At 66.8% G+C, this 21982-nt stretch carries 20 protein-coding genes; 11 read left to right on the top strand and 9 right to left on the bottom strand.

The annotated features are described in order from the left end of the window. Position 1 precedes the first annotated feature (1 nt). The 4 genes from Sa4125_RS02215 to uxaC form a co-directional block, all read right to left on the bottom strand. Positions 2-1282 carry a TRAP transporter large permease gene (locus Sa4125_RS02215; RefSeq protein ID WP_224003231.1) on the bottom strand — a complete coding sequence of 427 codons (1281 nt, stop codon included), beginning with the start codon at positions 1280-1282 and terminating at the stop codon, positions 2-4. A 1-nt stretch (position 1283) separates the two neighbouring features. Then, complete coding sequence (locus Sa4125_RS02210; protein ID WP_224003229.1) at positions 1284-1799, bottom strand: TRAP transporter small permease; 516 nt, start codon at positions 1797-1799, stop codon at positions 1284-1286. Positions 1800-1871: 72 nt separating this feature from the next. Continuing rightward, the gene (locus tag Sa4125_RS02205; RefSeq protein WP_224007455.1) at positions 1872-2804 is read right to left on the bottom strand and encodes a TRAP transporter substrate-binding protein; all 933 of its coding nucleotides are present in this window, start codon (positions 2802-2804) and stop codon (positions 1872-1874) included. 95 nt (positions 2805-2899) lie between these two features. Then, a complete protein-coding gene (gene uxaC / locus Sa4125_RS02200; protein WP_224003228.1) occupies positions 2900-4306 on the bottom strand; it encodes a glucuronate isomerase in 1407 nt (468 codons plus the stop codon). 84 nt (positions 4307-4390) lie between these two features. Here uxaC and Sa4125_RS02195 point away from each other — a divergent pair, with 84 nt between their 5' ends. Together Sa4125_RS02195 and Sa4125_RS02190 are read left to right on the top strand one after the other, a co-directional pair. Further along, complete coding sequence (locus Sa4125_RS02195) at positions 4391-5092, top strand: GntR family transcriptional regulator (protein ID WP_224003226.1); 702 nt, start codon at positions 4391-4393, stop codon at positions 5090-5092. A 52-nt stretch (positions 5093-5144) separates the two neighbouring features. Next, positions 5145-6077, top strand: a complete 933-nt coding sequence (locus Sa4125_RS02190; RefSeq protein WP_224003224.1) for a sugar kinase — start codon at positions 5145-5147, stop codon at positions 6075-6077. Between the two features lie 151 nt (positions 6078-6228). Here Sa4125_RS02190 and mntR read toward each other — a convergent pair whose 3' ends face one another. Continuing rightward, complete coding sequence (mntR, locus tag Sa4125_RS02185; RefSeq protein ID WP_224003222.1) at positions 6229-6663, bottom strand: manganese-binding transcriptional regulator MntR; 435 nt, start codon at positions 6661-6663, stop codon at positions 6229-6231. 102 nt (positions 6664-6765) lie between these two features. On the opposite strand from mntR, the gene Sa4125_RS02180 reads away from it, so the two are divergent. From Sa4125_RS02180 to Sa4125_RS02145, 8 genes are all read left to right on the top strand, one after another. Next, positions 6766-7701, top strand: coding sequence for a metal ABC transporter substrate-binding protein (locus tag Sa4125_RS02180; protein WP_224003220.1), 936 nt, complete (start codon positions 6766-6768; stop codon positions 7699-7701). Then, the gene (locus tag Sa4125_RS02175; RefSeq protein ID WP_224003218.1) at positions 7698-8567 is read left to right on the top strand and encodes a manganese/iron ABC transporter ATP-binding protein; all 870 of its coding nucleotides are present in this window, start codon (positions 7698-7700) and stop codon (positions 8565-8567) included. Before Sa4125_RS02180 ends, Sa4125_RS02175 begins: the two co-directional genes overlap by 4 nt. Next, positions 8564-9484 carry a metal ABC transporter permease gene (locus Sa4125_RS02170; RefSeq protein ID WP_224003216.1) on the top strand — a complete coding sequence of 307 codons (921 nt, stop codon included), beginning with the start codon at positions 8564-8566 and terminating at the stop codon, positions 9482-9484. Before Sa4125_RS02175 ends, Sa4125_RS02170 begins: the two co-directional genes overlap by 4 nt. Next, positions 9481-10338: a metal ABC transporter permease gene (locus Sa4125_RS02165; protein ID WP_224003214.1), complete on the top strand. Its 858-nt coding sequence runs from the start codon at positions 9481-9483 to the stop codon at positions 10336-10338. Before Sa4125_RS02170 ends, Sa4125_RS02165 begins: the two co-directional genes overlap by 4 nt. Positions 10339-10570: 232 nt before the next feature. Beyond that, positions 10571-11524, top strand: coding sequence for a tripartite tricarboxylate transporter substrate binding protein (locus Sa4125_RS02160; RefSeq protein ID WP_224003212.1), 954 nt, complete (start codon positions 10571-10573; stop codon positions 11522-11524). Further along, positions 11521-12009: a tripartite tricarboxylate transporter TctB family protein gene (locus tag Sa4125_RS02155; RefSeq protein ID WP_224003210.1), complete on the top strand. Its 489-nt coding sequence runs from the start codon at positions 11521-11523 to the stop codon at positions 12007-12009. The genes Sa4125_RS02160 and Sa4125_RS02155 overlap by 4 nt, the downstream gene beginning before the upstream one ends. A 13-nt stretch (positions 12010-12022) precedes the next feature. After that, positions 12023-13630: a tripartite tricarboxylate transporter permease gene (locus tag Sa4125_RS02150; RefSeq protein ID WP_224003209.1), complete on the top strand. Its 1608-nt coding sequence runs from the start codon at positions 12023-12025 to the stop codon at positions 13628-13630. A gap of 107 nt (positions 13631-13737) precedes the next feature. Then, positions 13738-14394 (top strand): TerC family protein, encoded by a 657-nt coding sequence (locus Sa4125_RS02145; protein WP_224003208.1) that lies wholly within the window; start codon positions 13738-13740, stop codon positions 14392-14394. Between the two features lie 122 nt (positions 14395-14516). Here the strand turns inward: Sa4125_RS02145 and Sa4125_RS02140 are convergent, their stop codons facing one another. The 4 genes from Sa4125_RS02140 to Sa4125_RS02125 all read right to left on the bottom strand — a co-directional run bounded on the left by Sa4125_RS02140 (position 14517) and on the right by Sa4125_RS02125 (position 18867). Continuing rightward, positions 14517-14699, bottom strand: coding sequence for a hypothetical protein (locus Sa4125_RS02140; RefSeq protein WP_224003206.1), 183 nt, complete (start codon positions 14697-14699; stop codon positions 14517-14519). A 419-nt stretch (positions 14700-15118) separates the two neighbouring features. After that, positions 15119-16633, bottom strand: a complete 1515-nt coding sequence (locus Sa4125_RS02135) for an amino acid permease (protein ID WP_224003204.1) — start codon at positions 16631-16633, stop codon at positions 15119-15121. Between the two features lie 86 nt (positions 16634-16719). Beyond that, positions 16720-17508: an ethanolamine ammonia-lyase subunit EutC gene (gene eutC / locus Sa4125_RS02130; protein WP_224003202.1), complete on the bottom strand. Its 789-nt coding sequence runs from the start codon at positions 17506-17508 to the stop codon at positions 16720-16722. Further along, the gene (locus Sa4125_RS02125) at positions 17509-18867 is read right to left on the bottom strand and encodes an ethanolamine ammonia-lyase subunit EutB (protein ID WP_224003200.1); all 1359 of its coding nucleotides are present in this window, start codon (positions 18865-18867) and stop codon (positions 17509-17511) included. It abuts the gene before it with no gap. A 489-nt stretch (positions 18868-19356) separates the two neighbouring features. Between Sa4125_RS02125 and Sa4125_RS02120 the strand changes: the two genes are divergently transcribed. Beyond that, the gene (locus Sa4125_RS02120; protein ID WP_224003198.1) at positions 19357-21852 is read left to right on the top strand and encodes a heavy metal translocating P-type ATPase; all 2496 of its coding nucleotides are present in this window, start codon (positions 19357-19359) and stop codon (positions 21850-21852) included. The last annotated feature ends 130 nt before the right edge of the window (positions 21853-21982 follow it).

Genomic DNA, 21982 nt, shown 5'->3' with positions numbered 1-21982 from the left:
TCTACTTGAAGACGGAGGGAAGCCACAGCGACAGGGCCGGGATGTAGGTGACCAGAAGCAAGACGGCGAAGGCGGCGCCGTAGAACGGCCAGATGGTGCGGATCGCCTGCGCCACGCGGATCTTGGCCACCGCGCAGCCGACGAAGAGTACGGCGCCAACCGGCGGCGTGCAGAGGCCGATGCCGAGGTTGAGGATCATCACGACGCCGAAATGCACCGGGTCCATGCCGAAGGCGGTGACCACCGGCAGGAAGATCGGCGTGGTGATGATGATCAGCGGCGACATATCCATGAAGGTGCCGAGGAACAGCAGCAGGAGGTTGAGGAGGAGGAAGATCACCAGCGGCGAGGAGGTCAGCGACTGCATGAAGTCGATCATCTGGCTGGGCACGCTGAGATAGGCGAGCAGCCAGCCGAAGGAGGCCGCAGCACCGATGATCAGGAGTACCATGGCCGCCGTGCGCACGGCGCCGACCGTCGCCTCGACGAAATCCGCCCAGCCCATCGAGCGATAGACCAGAAGCGTGATCAGGAGGGCGTACAGAATGGCGATGCAGGAGCTCTCGGTGGCGGTGAAGACGCCCGAGCGCACGCCGCCGAAGATGATGGCGATGAGGATCAGCCCGGGAATGGCGCCGAGCGCACGCCGGCCGATATTGCCCCAGCCCTCGAAGGCCGTGACCGGATAGCCGCGCTTGCGGGCGACGTACCAGGCCGCGACGGAGAGGCCCATCGCGAGCAGCAGACCCGGGATGATGCCGGCGGTGAACAGGTCGGCGATCGAGATCTGCCCGCCGCCGGAGATCGAATAGATGATCATGTTGTGCGAGGGCGGGATCATCAGCGCGATGATCGACGAAGTCACGGTGACGTTGACGGCATAGTCGACATCGAAGCCGCGTTCGCGCATCTGCGGGATCATCAGGCCGCCGATCGCCGAGGCGTCGGCGACGGCCGAGCCTGAAATGCCGCCAAACAGGGTCGAAGCGGCGATGTTGACCTGGCCGAGACCGCCGCGCATGTGGCCGACGATGCTTGCCGCCAGCGCCACCAGGCGAGCGGCGATGCCGCCGCGCACCATTAGGTCGCCGGCATAGATGAAGAAGGGAATGGCCATCAGCGCGAAGACGCTGATGCCGGCATTCATCTGCTGAAACACGATCACCGGCGGAATGCCGAGATAGAGCACCGTTGCGAAGGACGCGATGCCGAGACAGAAGGCGATCGGCGTGCCGATGAGAAGCAGCAGGGTGAACGTCGAGAAGAGGATCGTGAGCGCCATGTCAGGCCACCTGGTCGAGAGGCGGGAGTTCCGCGTCGGAGATTTCGAGGCCGGCGAAACGGCGCGCCATCCGCTCGAGCGAGAAGAGCGCGATCAGCGCGCCGCCGACGACGAGCGGCACGTAGCTGACGCCGACGGGAATGCCGATGGCGGGCGAGATCGAGGCCCAGGTACCCTGGGCCAGCATCAGCCCGTACCAGCTCATGCCGGCGCCGAAGGCGGCGACCGCGAGGTCGCTGACCGTCATCAGGACCTTGCGGGCAGGCACCGGAAGGACGATCAGGAGGATGTCGAAGCCGAGGTGATAGCCCTGGCGCACGCCGACGGCGGCGCCGAGGAGGATGAACCAGCCCATCATCAGCACCGAGGCGGGCTCGGTCCAGCTCGGCGAATCGTTCATCACGTAGCGGGCCCAGACCTGATAGGCGGTGAAGGCCGTCATCAGCACCAGGCCGATGCCGGACAGCCAGAGCGTCGCGGTCGCCAGGCGGCCGAGCCATTTCGCAAGGATGAACAAGGGCAGTTTTCCAAAGAAGGGTGGACGGGAAGGGCAGCCCCGCCGGAGCGGGGCTGCGGGTCGCGGGGCTGGTTACTTCTGGGTGTCGCGGATGCGCTTGACCAGGTCCTGCAGTTCGGGCGTGTCGGCGTACTTGGCGTAGATCGGATCCATCGCTGCGACGAAGGCGGCCGGGTCGATCTCGTTGATCTGAGCGCCGGCGTCCTCGACGACCTTGCGCGACTTGGCCTCCTGCGCATCCCAGAGTTCGCGCATCTTGCCGACCGATTCCTTGGCGGCCTCGCGCACCGCGGTCTGGTCTTCCGGCGTCAGCTTGTCCCAGGAGATCTTCGACATCATCAGGACTTCGGGGCACTGCGAATGCTGGTCGAGCGAGTAGAACTTCGCAACCTCGTAGTGCTTGGAGGACTCGTAGCTCGGCCAGTTGTTCTCGGCGCCGTCGATGAGGCCGGTCTGCAGGCCGGAATAGACCTCGCCATAGGCCATCGGCGTGGCATTGGCGCCGAGCGCGTTGACCATGTCGACGAAGAGGTCGGACTGGATGACGCGGAACTTCATGCCCTTCAGGTCGTCGATCGAGGTGATCGGCTTCTTGGAATTGTAGAAGGAGCGGGCGCCGGAATCGTAGACGGCGAGGCCGACATAGCCGGCCGGTTCGAAGGCCTTGAGGATGTCCTCGCCGATCGGACCGTCCATGACCGCGCGCATGTTCTCCTTGGAGGTGAAGATGTAGGGCAGGCAGGCGACGGTGGTCGCCTTCACGATGCCGTTCATCGGCGCGAAGTTGACGCGGTTGAGATCGATGACGCCGAACTTCGTCTGCTCGATCGTCTCCTTCTCCTCACCGAGCTGGTGGGAAGCGAAAACCTGCACGCCGATGCGCCCGCCGGTCTTCTCCTTCAGCACCTCGCCCATGAACTTCACGGCCTCGACCGTCGGATAGCCATCGGGATGGGTATCCGACGAACGCAGGGTGATCTCCTGCGCGGATGCGGCCGTCGCCATGCCGGCGAAGGCGGTGGCGACAGCCAGCGTCGCGGTGAATTTCCTGATCATACCCATGTCGATTTCCTCCCAGAAATTGGCGGTGGTGCCGCCCGTCAGAGCCTGTAGGCCTCTTTGGCCAGGCGATAGGTGAGGTCGTGGGCGACCTCGAAGGCTTCGTCCTCCTTCAGCCGCCCCGTCGTGACGAGGCCGGCGAGGAAGGAGCAGTCGACCCGGCGCGCGACGTCGTGGCGGGCCGGGATCGAGCAGAAGGCGCGGGTGTCGTCGTTGAAGCCGACGGTGTTGTAGAAGCCGGCCGTCTCCGTTGCCTGCTGGCGAAAACGCATCATCCCCTCGGCGGAATCGTGGAACCACCAGGGCGGGCCGAGCCGCAGCGAGGGATAGGCGCCGGCGAGCGGCGCAAGCTCCCGTGCGTAGCTCGTCTCGTCGAGGGTGAAGAGGATGATCGTCAGCCCCCGCTCCTGCCCGACGGCATCCAGCATCGGCTTCAGCGCGCCGACATAGTCGGTCCGCTTGGGGATGTCGTAGCCCTTGTCGCGGCCGAAAGCGGAAAAGATCGGGGCGGAATGGTTGCGGAAGGAGCCGGGATGGATCTGCATCACCATGCCGTCCTCGACGCTGAGGCGCGCCATCTCGGTCAGCATCTGCGCCCGGAACAGCTCGCGCTCGGCCGGCGTGCCGCCGCCGCTGGAAACCAGCGCATACAAGCGCTCGGCATCGGCGCGGCCGAGATCGGCGGTGGCGGCGGTCGGATGGCCGTGGTCGGTCGCCGTTGCGCCAAAGGTCCGGAAGAAGGCGCGGCGGGCGCGGTGGGCGTCGAGATAGCCGGCATAGCTGGCGGTATCGCAGCCGGAGATCTCGCCGAGCTTCGCCAGATTGCCGACAAAGCCTTCGAAATCCGGATCGATCACCGCGTCGGGCCGATAGGTCGTGACGACCTTTCCCTGCCAGCCGGATTGCTTCAGCGCCGCATGGAAGCGTAGATCGTCCAGCGCGCCCTCGGTGGTCGCGATCGCCTCGATGTTGAAGCGCTCGAACAGCGCCCGCGGCTTGAAGGTGTCGCGGGCGAGATGGTCGGCGATGGTGTCGTAGGTCTCGTCGGCCGTCTCCGCCGACAGGCGGACGTCGATCCCGAACAGCGTCTCGAAGGAATGATCGAGCCACAGGCGCGTCGGCGTGCCGCGGAAGAGGTGAAAATGCTCGGCGAACACCCGCCAGATCTTGCGTCCGTCGGCCTCGCTCGCACGGCCTGCGGCATCGGGCACGCCGAGATCGGCCAGCGCCACGCCCTGCGAGGCCAGCATGCGGAACACGTAGTGGTCTGGCGTGACGAAGAGCTGCGCGGGATCGGGAAAATTCTCGTTCTCGGCATACCAGCGCGGGTCGGTATGACCATGCGGGCTGATGATCGGCAGATCCTTGACCGTGCCGTAAAGCGAACGGGCAATTCTGCGCCCGCGCTCCTCGACCGGAAAGAGCCTGTCGTCGTCCAGCAGCGGCATCGTCACGACCCCTCCCAAGGCGTTGCATCAGGCTTGTGGTGAAACTGGTATTCTAGTATACAAAATCTGTCAACGGGGGTCGCAATGTCGCTGGAATGGGTTCTGCAAGACGTCGTGCCGGCACCGCGCAGCACGATCGCCGAAACCGTTTTCGACGAGCTGCGCCGTGCCATTCTCGAACTGCGGCTGCAGCCGGGGACGAAGATTTCCGAGGCCGAGATCGCCAAGCGGCTGGGCGTGTCGCGGCAGCCGGTGCGCGAGGCTTTTGCGCGCCTGGCTCGCGCCGGCTACCTGCGCATCCAGCCGCAGAAGGCGACGGAGATCATGAAGATCTCGACGCAGGAGGTGTTGAACGCCCGCTTCATCCGCGAAGCCGTGGAGGTCGCCACGGTGCGCCGCGCCTGCGAAGTGGGCGACGCGGCCATGCTGGCCCGGCTCGGCGACATCCTCTTCTTGCAGGAAAAGGCCCAGCAGGCCGACGACCGCGAGGAATTCCATCGACAGGATGATGCCTTCCACCTCGGCATTGCCGAGGGCGCGGGATGCAGCTTCGCCTGGACGCTGATCGACGAGCAGAAGGCGCAGATGGACCGGGTCCGCTACCTGTCCCTGGCCTTCGGCCAGTCGGCGGCCCTGAACGACCACCTGCAGATTTTCGCCGGGCTGAAGGCGCGCGATGCAGACGCGGCCGAAGCGGCGATGCGTCAGCACCTCTCGCGCATCACCGACATCCTTGCCCGCCTGCGCGGCGATTTCGATCGGTTTTTCCAGGACGGCGCGGCTTGACGGCACAACGCCGGCGACGGCAGGAAAGACAGGCAACACACAAGGAAATGCGATGACGGACGCAACGAGCGGCGCGGGCGCCGGCAAGACACGGCGCGTCGTGTCGATCGGCGAGTGCATGGTGGAGCTTTCCGCTGCGCCCGGCGGCCTGCTGCGCATGGGCTTTGCCGGCGATACGTTCAACACCGCCTGGTATCTCCGGCGCGAGCTGCCCGGGGACTGGGCGGTTTCCTACGTCTCCGCGCTCGGCCAAGACCAGACGTCCACCGACATGCTGGACTTCATGGCGAAGGGCGGCGTCGACACGCGCTTCGTGCGCCGGCTGCCGGGCCAAATGCCCGGCCTCTACCTCATTCATCTCGACGGTGCCGAGCGCAGCTTTTCCTATTGGCGCGATACCAGCGCGGCGAAATCGCTCGCCGCCGACGAGGCGCATCTCGGTGCCGCCTTCGCCGCGGGCGACGCCTTCTACTTCTCCGGCATCACCCTCGCCATTCTGCCGGCCGACGACCGGGCGCGGCTGCTGCGCCATCTCGCGGCGGCGAAGCAGGCCGGCAAGCCGGTCGCCTTCGACCCCAATATCCGGCCCCGCCTCTGGCCGGACCGGCAGGAGATGTGCGCGGCGATCGAGGCGGGAGCGGCCGTCTCCAGCATCTGCCTGCCGAGCCATCCCGACGAGCGCGACGCATTCGGCGACGCGACGCCGCAGGCGAGCGCCGAGCGCTACCTGGCGCTGGGCGCGGACGAGGTCGTGGTCAAGGACGGGCCGGCGCCGGCCCTCGTCGCCACGGCCGAGGGCATCCACGCCGTCGCCGCGCCAAAGGCGGTGAACGCCGTGGATACGACGGGTGCCGGCGACAGCTTCGGCGCCGCCTATCTCGCCGCCCGCCTGGGTGGCGCGACTCCGGCCGACGCGGTTCGCCGCGGCCATGCCCTGGCCGGCACCGTGGTCTGCCACCACGGCGCGCTTCTGCCTCGCACCTGATCGCCGCCAGTTCCGAAGGCGGCTCTCACGGCGGGGTATTCCGGAACTCCCGTTATCCCGCGATTGCTGGCGCGCCGGGTTTTGCAATGACCGGCCGGCATGGCTGCCCGGCGATAAGCTGCGGCGGCCTCACCGCACCGCGGCTCTGGGCCTAACGCTGGAGATAGGCGCTGAACGCGGCCAGCGTCTCCGGGCCGACATGGTGCTCGATCCCCTCGGCATCGAGTTCGGCGGCCTCGGCGCTGACTCCGAGCGCGAGCAGGAAGTCCCGCACCAGACGGTGGCGGATACGGGCGTCCTCGGCCAGGCGCTTGCCGGAAGGCGTCAGGAAGATCGAGCGATAGGGCTCGGAATTGACCAAACCGTCGCGGATCAACCGCTGCACCGTACGCGCCACCGTGCCGGCGGAAACCCCGAAACAGTCAGCAAGGTCAGCCGCGCGCGCCTCGCCGCGCGCGGCGATGAGGTCGTCGATCATCTCGACGTAATCCTCGGCCAGTTCCGATTGATGCGCCTCACGCACCCGGGCAAAGCGGGCGGCCAGGCGGATGGACGATACCGCCGCACTCCTCGTCGCATCGGTCATGCCTCGCTCCCCGCAAATTCCAGCCGACTGATAGCGCTCTTTTTCACAGGGCGCAAAGTTTGCTACTGGACAAACTTTGCGCCATGCACATAAATACCAAGAATGAGAACAATTCGATTTTCTGCCCGCCCTGCGCCGGCCCGGCTTCCGCGTCGCGCCGTGCTTGCGCTCATCGTCGCCTCGCTCGGCCTGGCGGCCTGCAATCCGGCCGAGGAGAGCGGCAAGTTCAAGGTGGTGACGACCTTCACCGTCATCGCCGACATGGCGCGCAACGTCGCCGGCGAGGCGGCGGAGGTGGAATCGATCACCCGGCCGAACGCCGAGATCCACAACTACCAGCCGACGCCAGGCGACATCATCCGCGCCCAGGGCGCCGATCTCGTTCTCTGGAACGGCCTGAACCTCGAACTCTGGTTCGAGCGGTTTCTTGGCAATCTCCGCGATGTGCCAAGCGCGGTGGTGACCGATGGCATCACGCCGATGGGCATTGCCGAGGGACCCTACGAGGGCAAGCCGAACCCGCATGCCTGGATGTCGCCCTCCGATGGCCTGATCTACGTCGACAACATCGAAAAGGCCCTCGCCAAGCACGATCCGAAGAATGCCGCGACCTACGCCGCCAACGCCGCGGCCTACAAGGCCCGCATCGAGGCGGCGGTGGCGCCGATCCGGGCCCAGCTCGCCGCCATTCCCGAGGAGCGGCGCTGGCTCGTCACCAGCGAGGGCGCATTCAGCTACCTCGCCCGCGATTTCGGCCTGAAGCCGCTCTATCTCTGGCCGATCAATGCCGACCAGCAGGGCACCCCGCAGCAGGTGCGCCAGGTGATCGATGCGGTCCTTGCCCACAAGATCCCGGCGGTGTTTTCCGAAAGCACGATTTCCGCCGATCCGGCCGAGCAGGTCGCACGCGAGACGGGGGCTGCCTATGGCGGCGTCCTCTATGTCGACAGCCTGTCGGCTGCCGACGGGCCGGTACCGACCTATATCGATCTTCTCACCACCACCGCGGCGACGATTGCCAAGGGGCTGACGCCATGAACCTCGCCACCCGCCCCCAGGCTGCCGATGCGTCCGTCGGCCTCGCCGTCGAGCATGCGACGGTCACCTACCGCAACGGCCTGACCGCCCTCTCCGACGCCAGCTTCACCATCCCGACCGGCACCATCACGGCGCTGGTCGGGGTCAACGGCAGCGGCAAGTCCACCCTCTTCAAGGCGATCATGGGTTTTGTGCCGACCGCGGCCGGCACAATCCGCGTGCTCGGCATGGGCGTGCCGGAGGCGCTGAAGCGCAATCTCGTCGCCTACGTCCCGCAGAGCGAGGATGTCGACTGGAACTTTCCCGTCCTCGTCGAGGACGTCGTGATGATGGGCCGCTACGGCAAGATGAATTTTTTGCGCGTTGCGAGGCCCGCCGATCATCTGGCCGTCACCGAAGCGCTGGAGCGCGTCGGCATGGCGGACCTGCGCAAGCGCCAGATCGGCGAACTCTCCGGCGGCCAGAAGAAACGCGTCTTCCTCGCCCGGGCTCTCGCCCAGGACGGCCGCGTCATCCTTCTCGACGAACCCTTCACCGGCGTCGACGTGAAGACCGAGGACTCGATCATCGCCCTGTTGCGGGAACTGCGCGACGAGGGACGGGTCATGCTGGTCTCGACCCATAATCTCGGCTCGGTGCCGGAGTTCTGCGACCGCGCGGTGCTCTTGAAGCGCACGGTGCTCGCCGCCGGCCTCACCGCCGACGTCTTCACCCGCGCCAATCTGGAAGCCGCCTTCGGCGGTGTCCTCCGGCAGTTCGACATGTCGACGCTCGGGCCGCAGGGGCAAAAGGCCTGCAGCGTCATCAGCGATGACGAGCGCCCCTTCGTCATGTACGAGGCCGCCGAAGAGGCGGATCCGCGATGATCGCGCTTCTCGCCGAGCCCTTCACCTACGGCTACATGCTGAACGCCATGGGCGTCTCGGCGCTGGTCGGCGCGACCTGCGCCTTCCTGTCGGCCTATCTGATGCTGAAGGGCTGGTCGCTCATCGGCGACGCGCTGTCGCACGCGATCGTGCCGGGTGTCGCGGGCGCTTACATGCTGGGCCTGCCCTTCGCCTTCGGCGCCTTTCTGTCGGGCGGGCTTGCCGCCGGCGCCATGCTCTTCCTGAACGAACGCACCAAGCTGAAGGAGGACGCGATCATCGGACTGATCTTCACCTCCTTCTTCGGCCTCGGCCTGTTCATGGTGTCGATCTCGCCGACGGCGATCAACGTGCAGACCATCATCCTCGGCAATATCCTTGCCATCACGCCCGGCGATACGCTGCAACTCGTCCTCATCGCCGGCGTGTCGCTGACGATCCTGGCGGCGAAGTGGAAGGACCTGATGGTCACCTTCTTCGACGAGGGCCACGCCCGTTCGATCGGCATCAGGCCGACGCTGATGAAGGCTGTCTTCTTCACCTTGCTCAGCGCCTCGACCGTCGCCGCGCTGCAGACCGTCGGCGCCTTCCTCGTCGTCGCCATGGTCGTCACCCCCGGAGCGACGGCCTATCTTCTCACCGACCGTTTTCCCCGGTTGATCGGCATTTCCGTCGCGATCGGCGCGGTTTCGAGCTTTGTCGGCGCCTATATCAGCTACTTCCTCGACGGCGCCACCGGCGGCGTCATCGTCGTCCTGCAGACGCTCGTCTTTCTACTTGCCTTCGTCTTCGCGCCCAAGCACGGGCTCCTCGCCGCGCGGGGCAGGGTTCGCGCGGCGCTCGCCGAAGACCGGGACGCGGCTCCAGCCTCGGCCGTGCCGGTCCATGGCCAGACAGCCGAGAGCCAGATCGCATGACACCGCTCGAACTCGCGCTGATGCCCTTCAGCTTTCCCTTCATGCGCGATGCGCTGATCATCGCAACGCTCGTGGCGGTGCCGGCGGCGCTTCTGTCCTGCTATCTCGTGCTGAAGGGCTGGTCGCTGATGGGCGACGCGATCTCGCACGCCGTTCTTCCGGGCATCGTCCTCAGCTATCTCGCCGGCCTGCCGCTCGCCGTCGGCGCCTTTTCGGCCAGCATGGTCTGCGCGCTCGCCACCGGCTACCTCAAGGAAAACAGCCGGATCAAGCAGGACACCGTGATGGGCGTCGTCTTTTCCGGCATGTTCGGCCTCGGCATCGTCCTCTATACCAAGATCGAGACCGACGTTCACCTCGATCACATCCTCTTCGGCGACATGCTCGGTGTGCTGCCGGGGGACCTTGTCCAGAGCGCCGTGATCGCTCTCGTGGTGACCCTCCTGATCGCCTGGAAATGGCGCGATCTGCTTCTGCACGCCTTCGACCCGCAGCACGCGCAGGCGATCGGCCTGCCGGTGCGGCTGCTGCACTACGGCCTCCTCGTCGTCCTGTCGCTGACCATCGTCGCGGCGCTGAAGGCGACCGGCATCATCCTCACCATCTCGCTGCTGATCGCGCCCGGCGCCATCGCCTTCCTCCTGACCCGGCGCTTCGGCGCCATGCTGCTCACCGCCGTCGCCGTCGCCGTGGTCTCGGCCTTCACCGGCGTCTATGCCAGCTTCTTCATCAATTCGGCCCCGGCCCCGACCATCGTCCTCGTGCTGACCCTCGCCTTCGTCGCGGCCTTCCTGCGAACCACCTGGCGCCAGCGCGATGCCGACCGGCGAGCCCTCGCCGCCGCCGGGCAGTAGCCGCACGGCCAGGCTCGCGTCTCCCGCCGGGGATTATCGACCCCTGCGACCGAAATGCTATTGACCCTGTCGGGCGGGCGGGCGAAGCACTGGTTCTTCCGGGGACGGCGGCGTCGTCGCTGGTCGCGTCGGCATCCGTGGGTACGGATACCGGGAGCGAAAATTGTCTCGGCCCTGTCGGCGCGCAAAGCCGTTCGCCGTCACCGGCCGCTTGATCGGGAGGATCACCCACATGAAGACCCTGCTCGCTGCCATTCTGTCGCTGGGGCTGTTTGCCTCGGCTGCCGCGGCACAGACTGAATCCTACGAGATCATGGCGCCGGCCTCGCCGGGCGGCGGCTGGGACCAGACGGCGCGCGCCATGCAGGCGACCCTGCAGGACGCCAAGATCGCCAGCGACGTGCAGGTGGTCAACGTCACCGGTGCCGGCGGCACGATCGGCCTCGCGCAGTTCGTGTCGCGCGACAAGGGCGACGCGTCCAAGCTGATGGTCGGCGGCTATGTGATGGTCGGTGCGATCCTCACCAACAAGTCGCCCGTCACGCTCGACCAGGTGACGCCGATCGCGCGACTGACCGGCGAGTACGAGGCGATCGTCGTCCCGGCCGCGTCGCCGCTGAAGACCGTGGACGATCTCGTCGCCGCCCTGAAGAAGGACACCGGCGCGGTCTCGTTTGCCGGCGGCTCTGCCGGCGGTACCGATCACATCACCGCGGGCCTCATCGCCAAGGCCGCCGGCCTCGATCCGAAGGCCGTGAACTACATCGCCTTCTCAGGCGGCGGCGAGGCCCTCGCCGCGATCCTCGGCGGCCAGGTCACCGCCGGCATTTCCGGCTACGGCGAGTTCGAGGGCCAGATCAAGGCCGGCGCCCTGCGTCTCCTCGCCGTCACCAGCGATGCCAAGATCGAAGGCATCGATGCACCGACGCTGAAGGAATCTGGCCTCGACGTGGTCATCCAGAACTGGCGCATGGTCGCCGCAGCACCGGGCATCACCGACGAGGAGAAAGCGACGATCACCGCCGACATCACCAAGATGGTCGAATCGGCCGAGTGGAAGGCCGTTCTCGATCGTAACGGCTGGGAAAACACCTTCCTTTCCGGCGACGCGTTCAAGACCCAGCTCGATGCCGATGTGACGGCGACGAAGGCGATCCTCCAGGACATCGGTCTCGTGGCGAAATGAGCCAATCCGGCCCAACCAACGAGGCTCGCCGCCGCCCTGACTGGGCGGCGGTTGCCATCGGCGTCGGCCTCGGCATCCTTGCCGCGCTCGTCGCCGTCAACACGGCGGGCCTCAGCGGTGGCGCCTATACGCGCGTCGGCCCGGAGGCATTCCCCTATGCCATGGCCATTGCCCTTGCCGGGCTGTCGCTGTGGACGATCATCGAGGCCCTGCGGGGCGATTTTCCCGAACGCGATCACGACGAGGTCGCACCGATCATCTGGATCGTCGGCGGTCTTGCGGCGCAGCTCCTGCTTCTGGAGAGCGCCGGCTTCTCGATCGCCACCGGGATCCTGTTTGGCGCGACGGCCCGCGCCTTCGGCCGCGGCCCCCTGTGGATGACTGTCCCGATCGGTATCCTCGTCAGTCTGGCGGTCTGGGCCCTCTTCACCCTCGTGCTCAAGCTGTCCCTGCCGGCCGGTCCGCTCGAAAATCTGATCCGCTAACCGGAATCTCGCCATGGATACCTTCGCCCTGCTCGGTAACGGCATTCTGACCGCGCTGGAGCCGATGAACCTCTTCTATGCGCTGATCGGCGTGACCCTCGGCACGGCCGTCGGCGTGCTGCCGGGGATCGGCCCGGCGCTGACCGTGGCGCTGCTCCTTCCCGTCACCTATCAGCTCGATGCTGCGGGCTCGCTGATCATGTTCGCCGGCATCTACTATGGCGGCATGTATGGCGGCTCGACCACGTCGATCCTCCTGAACACACCCGGCGAAAGCGCCTCGATCGTGACCGCGCTCGAGGGTAACAAGATGGCACGGGCGGGTCGCGGCGGCCCGGCGCTGGCGACGGCGGCGATCGGCTCCTTCGTCGCCGGCCTGATCGCGACACTCGGCCTTGCCTTCATCGCGCCCTGGGTGGTGAAATTCGCCCTGTCCTTTGGACCCGCCGAATATTTCGCGCTGATGGTGCTCGCCTTCATCACCGTTTCGGCCGCCTTCGGCGATTCCAGCCTGCGGGGACTGACGGCGCTTGCCATCGGCCTGACGCTTGGCCTCGTCGGCATCGACCTGCAGACCGGCCAGGCGCGTCTCACCTTCAACGAGGTCGGCCCGTTCTTCACGGCGATGGCGACCGACGGCGCCTTCCTGTCGGGCCTCTGGCTCTGGGTCGGTGGTCTGTTCAGCGACATTTCCGCCGCACTCCTCGATGGCATCGAGGTGACGACGCTCGCCGTCGCGCTCTTTGCCATCGGCGAGACGCTGTCGGTCGCGGCCGCCGGCCACCGCACGCCGGACAAGGTCGAGGCGATCAAGGGATCGCTCTGGATGACCCGCGAGGACTGGAGCCGCTCATGGAAGCCCTGGCTGCGCGGCACCGCCATCGGCTTCCCGATCGGCGCTATGCCGGCGGGTGGCGCCGAGATCGGCACCTTCCTCTCCTATGCCACGGAAAAGCAGTTCGCCAAGCATCCCGAGGAGTTCGGCAAGGGAGCGATCGAGGGCGTCGCGGGTCCGGAGGCGGCCAACAATGCCTCGGCTGCCGGCACGCTCGTGCCGCTGTTGACGCTCGGCCTGCCGACGACGGCAACGGCGGCCATCATGCTGGCCGGCTTCCAGCAGTTCGGCCTGCAGCCGGGGCCCCTTCTCTTCGTCAATTCGCCCGACCTCGTCTGGGGTCTGATCGCGAGCCTTCTCATCGCCAACCTGATGCTCGTCGTTCTCAACCTGCCGCTGATCGGCCTCTGGGTCCGGCTGCTGACGATCCCGCGGCCCTGGCTCTACGCCGGGATTCTGGTCTTCGCGACGCTTGGCACGGTCGGCGCCAATCCCTCTCCGGTCGAACTCGGCATGCTGCTGCTCTTCGGCCTGATGGGCTACATGCTCCGGCGTTTCGGCTATCCGATCGCACCGGTCGTCGTCGGCCTGATCCTCGGGCCGATGGCCGAACAGCAACTGCGCCGGGCTCTGGCCATCAGCCAGGGCGACGCGACGGTGCTGGTGGGATCGCCGCTCGCCATCATTCTGTTGCTTCTGGCGGCGATCGCGCTATTCGTACCGCTGATTCTCAGGGCGAGAGGCAAGGGCAAAGTCCTTTCCCAGCTTGCCGCCGACGAGGACTGACTTCTCAGCTTGCGACGGCCGACATGCGGGCCGTTCGCAGGCGTCCAACCGGCGACGGCATTACCCGCCTGCCAAACTAGGCCTCAAGGCCTCCTGAGGATTTACGCATGGACTTCCTGACACCCGAGGCACTGACCTCGCTGATGCAGATCATCATGATCGATCTGGTGCTCGCCGGCGACAACGCCGTCGTCATCGGCCTTGCCGCCGCGGGACTGCCGAAGGAGGTCCGCGCCAAGGCGATCCTCGTCGGCATCATCGGGGCGACCGTGCTGCGCATCATCTTCGCAGCCGGCACGCAGGTGCTGCTCAGCTTCGGCGGCGCCCTCCTGATCGCAGGCGGGCTGCTTCTCCTCTATGTCTGCTGGAAGATGTGGCGCGAACTGCGCGAGCCGGCGCACGAGATCGATGCGCTCGACGTCGATGGCAATGCCGTCGTCGGACCACGCAAGACCTTCGCCCAGGCCGCCTGGCAGATCCTGATCGCCGACGTGTCGATGTCTCTCGACAACGTGCTCGCCGTCGCCGGCGCTGCCGGCGAGCACACCTGGGTCCTGATTGTCGGCCTGATCCTGTCGATCGCCCTGATGGGCCTGGCAGCCAACTTCATCGCCAAGCTTCTCCACAAGCACCGCTGGATCGCCTATGTCGGTCTGGCCATCATCTTGTATGTCGCGCTGAAAATGATGGTGGACGGCGCCGAGGCCGTCTGGCCCGGCACCTTCGACTGGCTGCCCTTCGGCTTCGGCGCAGCCTCGCACTGAGGTCGCGGCATCGCCAGACGAGGCTTATAGAAAAGGCCCCGAACGCGGACGCGTTCGGGGCCTTCTGTTTCACTGAGAGGTCACTGGGTCGAGCGAACCGTGTTCGCCCTTCGCCCGAGAGATCAGAGCTTGCCGATGCTGTTCCATGCGCCGGCATCGATGCCGACGGCGCGCAGCGCCTCGCGGCTCGGCGTCCGCCCGCTTCCCGCTGCCTGCGCGCATTCCTGGGCTCCGCCGACGATGCGCAGGAACGAGGAAACGCTGGAACGGAAGCCGCGGCGCGTGGGGGAAACGGGGGAAGGCATCGAAATCTCCTGAGTGTTTGTTCCACCAGAAGATGCGCTTGCTGCATCGCAATATGAAGTGTCGATTCGGCAGTGCAGGCATGCGTTGATGGGAGGACTGAACGCTCTGCCCTGCTTATCATGCAAGGCCAACGCGGGTTTGCGATCCGGCAGCGGTCGCGCCGGCTCCTGGGTCAAGGTTCAAGGTTCAAGGTTCAAGGTTCAAGGTTCAAGGTTCAAGGTTCAAGGTTCAAGGTTCAAGAAGGGTTTGGCGGGTCTTGCCCGCCATCGCAAAATCGGCAGCCCCTGAAAGGCTTGTGAACAGGATCGCCCGGATTTCGCCCCCCTTGGTAAGCGGCCGAGGGAAACCGGGTCGGTGCGGACTGCCTCAATGCCGAAGGCCCCGGCATGGTGCCGGGGCCTTGCGACGGATGGGCCGGCTATTGCGCCGGCTTCATCGCCGCCGGGAACGTCTTGCCGGAATGCTCGATGGCAAATTCCTCCTCGGGAGAGAGGATGAGCTTGTGGCGCCCGACGAAGGCGAAGTAGGCGATGGCCACGGCAAACCAGACGGCCACCCAGACGACGCCCTTGAAGAAGTTCGGGTCCTGCACCTGGTAGCTGAGCGTCACCACCGCGATGATCACCGTCAGCACCGCGCCGGGAATGCCGAGTGGGGAGCGGAACGGGCGCTCGATCCCCGGCATGTTCCGGCGCAGCAGGATGAAGGAGATGGCTTGCATGATGTAGGAGAACATCGCGGCGAAGACCGCCATGTTGAGGAGGATCGAGCCGATCGCCGCGCTCGCATCCGTGGCGCCGAGCGCAAACCAGATGATCAGCATCACGGCAAGGCCCGTCACCGCACCGGCGAGCATGGCGACATGCGGCGTCTTGTAGGTCCCGTGCGTCACCGAGAGGAAGGTCGGGAAATAGCCGGCGCGCGAGAGCGAATAGACCTGCCGCCCCTGCGCGTAGAGGATGGTGTGGAAGCTGGCGATGAGCCCGGTCAGCGCCACGAGGCCGAACAGCACCACGCCGCCGTCGCCGTAGATCGCCTTGAAGCCGTCGAGCAGCGGCTCCAGCGAGGTCGAAAGATGGAAAGCGCCGACGCCCGGCACGGAGGCGTTGAGAAGCACGATCATCACCGCCGAGATCATCAGCGTCATCATGCCGAGGAGGATACCGCGCGGCATGTCGCGCTTGGGGTCGACCGACTCCTCGGCGGCGAGCGGTAGTTGTTCGATGGCGAGGAAAAGCCATACGGCGAAGGGCAGCGTCGCCAGCACGCCGGAAAAGCCGAACGGAAACCAGGAACCGTTGCCCTCGGGAAGCTCCACCGCCGCGCCATCCGGGCCGACGCCGATGTTCAGCGCCCAGCGCCCGAAATCCATGCTCGGAAAGGCGCTGATCCAGAAGAACACCAGCACCGCCAGCGAGATCACGGTGATGACCAGCGTCACCTTAAAGGAGAGTTCGAGGCCGTAGATGTTGAGGCCGAGGAAGATCAGATAGAAGATCACCCATATGAAGGGCGAATAGGCCGGGTCGAGCCCGAGAATGGCGTTCACATAGGCGGTGATGAAGGTGACGATGACCGCCGGAGTGATGACGTATTCGACGTTTTCGCAAAGGCCGGTGATGAAGCCGCCCCAGGGCCCCATGGCGGTTCTGGCAAAGGAGTAGGCGGCACCCGTGTGCGGCAGCGCCGGGCTCATCTCGGCGATCGAAAAGGTGAGGCCGAGATACATCACCGCGATGATCATGCCGGCGACCAGCATGCCGCCCCATCCGCCGGTGGCGAAGCCAAAATTCCAGCCGGAGAAATGGCCTGAGATCACCGCGCCGACGCCCAGCGCCCAGAGCGACCAGACCCCCGCATAGCGCGACAGGCCACGCTTCTCGAAATAGCCGGCGTCGGCGCTCTTGTAGGTGACGCCCGAAGAGTCCTGCATGCCCGTTCTCCTGACCAGGGTTCCGTCAGGCAATGTGTTCAAATCACGGCACTGCTGTCAATCGCGGCAGAATGCCGTCATGCTCATTACTTTTGCACCTGATCGCTCCCCGGTGGCAGGATCGTCGGCACGGCCTCGGCCTCGATCAATCCCGCATCGTCTTTCAGCGAGACGCCGCTGAGCCCCAGCGCATGTGCGCGCATGAGCAGGCCCGCGATCTTCACGGCCGCAAGCGCCGGGGTAAGACCGCCGGCACGGATGTTCGAGACGCAGTTGCGATCGGCGTCGGTGCGCCCGGCTCGCGGGCCGAAGGTCAGATAGGCGCCGAGGCTGTCGGCGGCCGAGAGGCCCGGTCGCTCGCCGATGAGCATCAGCGCCAGCCGCGCGCCCAACCTCTCGCCGATCGGATCGGAGAGGGCGACGCGCGCGCCCGTCGCCAGCACCGGTGGCGCAATCCGCCAGGCGCGCGGAAGAAGCGCGAGGATCGCGAGCGCCGTCTCCGCGCCGTAGGAATTGACCGCATGCGCCGACAGGCCGTCGCCAATGACGAGGACGAGATCGGGCGCCGTGCCCATCGGCAGCAGCGGCACAGAGGCGGGGTCGAGCTGTCGACCGAGATCGGGCCGGCGGAGATAGAGCGCGCGGCCGGGCGCGGCGCTGGAAACGCGCAGCGGATCGAGACCCGCAGCCTCGAGGCGCGCGCTGATGGCGTCGACGTCGAAGGCGGCGTGGACCGCGTCGCGGGCGCGGGCATGCGCTTCCGCGAAATCGAGCGAGGCCGCTGTCGGCAGCCCCGCGCCATGGCGGCCGAGGCCGATGCGCGCCGCGGTGAAACGCCGGAGCGCGGCGATCGGATGGGGCGGTTCGCCTTCCATTCAGGACGCCTCCAGAAGTTGCATCTGCGACAGGAGTTCGCGCGAGCGATCCGCCTGCCGTAACTGCCCCGTCGCCTCGAAAATGCCGAAACGCTGCGCCCAGGCCTCGAATTCCGGCGCCGCGCGCAGGGACAGGACGTTGCGGATGTACGCGGCATCGTGAAAGGACGTCGACTGGTAGTTCAGCATGATGTCGTCCGATCCCGGCACGCCCATGACGAAGTTGACGCCGGCCACCCCCAGCAGCGTCAGAAGCGTGTCCATGTCGTCCTGGTCGGCCTCGGCATGGTTGGTGTAGCAGACGTCGACGCCCATCGGCAGGCCGAGCAACTTGCCGCAGAAATGATCCTCCAGCCCGGCGCGGATGATCTCCTTGCCGTCGTAGAGATATTCCGGCCCGATGAAGCCGACGACGGTGTTGACCAGCAGCGGATCGAAGGCTCTCGCGACGGCATAGGCGCGCGTCTCCATGGTTTGCTGGTCGAGGCCGTGATGGGCGTTGGCCGACAGGGCCGCGCCCTGCCCCGTCTCGAAATACATGGCGTTCTGCCCGACCGTGCCGCGCTTCAGTTCGGCGGCGGCGGCATGCGCCTCGCGCAGGATCCCGAGGTCGATCCCGAAGGAGGCGTTGGCGGCTTCCGACCCCGCCACCGACTGGAAGACGAGATCGACCGGGGCGCCCCGTTCCATTACCGCGAGCGCCGTCGTGACATGGGCGAGGACGCAGCTCTGCACCGGGCAGTCGAGGCTGAGGCGCAGATCCTCGATGAGATCCAGGAGCCGGATCATCGCATCCGGGCTGTCGGTCGCCGGATTGATGCCGATCACCGCGTCGCCGCAGCCGAACTGCAGCCCGTCGACGATCGACGCCGCAACGCCGCGGACATCGTCGGTCGGATGGTTCGGCTGGATCCGAACCGAAAGGCGCCCGGGCAGGCCGACCGTGGTGCGGAACGCCGTGACCACGGGCCGCTTGGCCGCGACCGCGATCAGATCCTGGTTGCGCATGATCTTCGACACCGCCGCGACCATTTCCGGCGTCAGCGCCCATTTCAGCGCGGCCAGCGTCTCGGGCGTGGCCGCGTCCGACAGCAGCCATTCCCGGAACGAGCCGACGGAGTGATGCGCGATCGGGGCGAAGGCCAGGGCATCGTGGCTTTCCAGGATAAGCCGGGTCACCTCGTCGACCTCCGGCGCGACCAGTGGCGTCGCCAGGATCTCGGCGAGGCCGGTATCGGCCAGTTGCCGCTGCGCCTTCACCCGCGCCGCCTGGCTGTCGCAGGCCAGTCCCGCCAGAAAATCGCCCGATCGCGGCGGTGAAGCGTGCGCCATCAGGGTCCGCAGGGTTTCCGGTGACATGTTGGTTCCTTCTCATGCGCGGCGGCGCAAGGTGCTTTCCCGAGAACGGCTGCGGCCACACTCCGGGCTGCGCCCCCTGCCGAACCAGGTCCGGTGAACGCCGCTCGTAGGCTCCCGCCTCCAGACGCTCGTCATCCCAGGCTTGACCCGGGATCCATTCCAAATCCGCCGAACGAGATCGAGGACGGTGACCCTGCTTCTCCTGCCGCGGGTTTGGCAGTGACAGCGCCTCGGCATGGATCCCGGGTCAAGCCCGGGATGACGACTTTCGCAGGACAGAAACTCACGCTCAACATTGCCGTATCAGACGCCATTTCGCATTCATGGTCAATTTCAGTGCAAGCTTCAAACGATCTTTCCGATATGAGCGCCTGACTTCCTCCCGGCCGTCCGGATCGACACCTGCCCTCGGCCACATACGGCCCTTGACCTTCCAGCGACGGGAAGCCTCATGTCCGGGAGAGCGACTTGCTCCGGAAGGTTCCGCCCGTGTCCCACACCTCTCTCCTCGACGTCCGTGGCGATGCCACCAAGCCCTCCGCGGTCGTGCGCGACCCGGTCTGCGGCATGACGGTCGATCCAGATGCGGGCAGGCCGAGCCAGACCCATGAGGGCCGGCAGTTTCATTTCTGCTGCGCTGGATGCGCCCAAAAGTTCGCCGCCGACCCCGCGGCCTATCTGACGGCCAAGGATCCCGTCTGCGGCATGACCGTCGACCGGGCCACGGCGGCCCACACGGCCAAGCACGGGGGACACCGCTTCTACTTCTGTTCGGTCGGCTGCCAGGCGAAATTCGAGTCCGACCCCGCCGCCTACGAAGGTGCGCGACCCACCCCGCCGGCGGCCCCTGCCGGTACGCTCTACACCTGCCCGATGCATCCCGAGATCGTGCAGGATCATTTCGGCGATTGTCCGAAATGCGGGATGGCACTTGAGCCCATGGGCGTGACCGGGGGCGATGCGGGTCCCAATCCCGAACTCGTCGACTTTACCCGCCGGTTCTGGGTGAGCCTTGTCTGCGCCGTGCCGCTGCTGGTTCTCACGATGGGACCGATGCTCGGCCTGCCCGTGCGCGACTGGATCGGCGAGAGAGCCGCGATTCTCCTCGAATTCGCGCTGGCGACGCCCGTGGTGCTCTGGGCGGCCCTCCCCTTCTTCCGCCGCGGCTGGCAGTCGATCGTCAACCGCTCGCCCAACATGTGGACGCTGATCGCGCTCGGCGTCGGCGCCGCCTATCTGTTCAGCCTCGTCGCAACCTTCCTGCCCGGACTCTTCCCCGACTCGCTGCGCATCGGCGGCATGGACGGGATGGCGGACATGGGAGGCAGCGTTCCCGTCTACTACGAGGCGGCGACGGTGATCGTCGCCCTGATCTTCGTCGGCCAGATCCTCGAACTGAAGGCGCGCGAGCGCACCGGCTCGGCGATCCGCGCGCTTCTCGACCTCTCGCCCAAGACGGCGCGGCGTCTCGCCGCCGACGGCTCGGAGACGGAAGTAGCGCTGGACGCGGTGCAGCAGGGCGACCGGCTGCGGGTTCGCCCCGGCGACAGCATCCCCGTCGACGGAAAGGTGGCGGAAGGCTCCTCCAGCGTCGACGAGAGCATGATCACGGGCGAGCCGCTGCCCGTCGAAAAGGGCGCGGGCGACGCGGTCACCGGCGGCACGCTGAACCGCAACGGCTCCTTCGTCCTCGTCGCCGAAAAGGTCGGCGCGGAGACGACGCTCGCGCGCATCGTCGACATGGTCGGCAAGGCGCAGCGCTCGCGCGCGCCGATCCAGGCCCTCGCCGATCGGGTGGCGGGCGCCTTCGTCCCGGCAGTCGTGTCGGTCGCGATCATCGCCTTCGCCGCCTGGGCCTTGCTCGGCCCGGAACCGGCGCTCATCCATGCCCTGGTCGCGGCCGTCTCGGTGCTGATCATCGCCTGCCCCTGCGCGCTCGGCCTTGCCACGCCGATGTCGATCATGACCGCCACCGGCCGCGGTGCTCAGGCCGGCGTCCTCGTCCGCGAGGCCGAGGCGCTGGAGCGCTTTTCCACCGTCGACACGCTGGTCGTCGACAAGACCGGCACGCTGACCGAGGGCAAGCCCGTCCTGACCGACGTCGCCGCCCTCGACGGCGACGAGGACCGGCTGCTGGCCCTCGCCGCTGCGCTGGAGCGAGGCTCGCAGCATCCGCTGGCCGAAGCGATCCTCGGCGAAGCGGAGGCGCGCGGGCTGACGCTGAGCGCGGCCGACGGCTTCGAGGCGATCAACGGCAAGGGCGTCCTCGCCACGATCGAAGGCCTGAAGGTCAGCCTCGGCAACCGCGCGATGATGGCGGGCATCGACCTCGGCGACCTCGAACCGCGCGCCGAAAGCCTCGAGCGCGAAGGCAAGACGGCGATGTTCGTCGCCGTCGACGACAGGATCGCCGGCCTCGTCGCCGTCTCCGACCGGATCAAGCCGACGACGGCCGAAGCGGTAAGGGCGCTGCAAGCGAGCGGCCTCCGGATCATCATGGCGACCGGCGACACCGAACGCACGGCGCGTGCCTTGGCCGTGCAACTCGGCATCGACGAGGTGCATGCGGGCCTTCTCCCGGAGGACAAGAAGGCACTGGTCGACGGCCTCAGGGCGCGCGGGTGCAGGGTCGCGGTCGCCGGCGACGGCGTCAACGATGCGCCGGCACTCGCCGCCGCCGATGTCGGCATCGCCATGGGCACCGGCGCCGACGTCGCGATGGAGAGCGCCGGCATCACGCTGGTCAAGGGCGACCTCAACGGCATCGTCCGCGCCCGCCGGCTTGCCGAAGCGACGATGGCGAATATCCGCCAGAATCTCTTCTTCGCCTTTGCCTACAACATGGTCGGCGTGCCGGTGGCGGCCGGCGCGCTCTATCCGGTCTTCGGCCTGCTCCTGTCGCCGATGCTGGCGGCGCTGGCGATGAGCCTGTCCTCGGTATCGGTCATCGGCAATGCGCTGCGGTTGCGGGCGGTGAAGCTGTAGCGCGGCACGAGAAGGCTCGCCATTCGTCTCCCCGCAGGGGCGACGATGGCCAGCGCGAAGCGGCGGCCGAATGAGGGAGCGGCGGTGGCTCTTGGTTGCCGCCTTGCAGCATGTGACGCTGCCGCACACT

Origin of the sequence: Aureimonas sp. SA4125, assembly GCF_019973775.1 — a bacterium.
Lineage (GTDB): Bacteria > Pseudomonadota > Alphaproteobacteria > Rhizobiales > Rhizobiaceae > Plantimonas.
The sequence above is the reverse complement of the archived record's forward strand: the minus strand, read 5'-3'. Positions and strand labels throughout refer to the sequence as shown.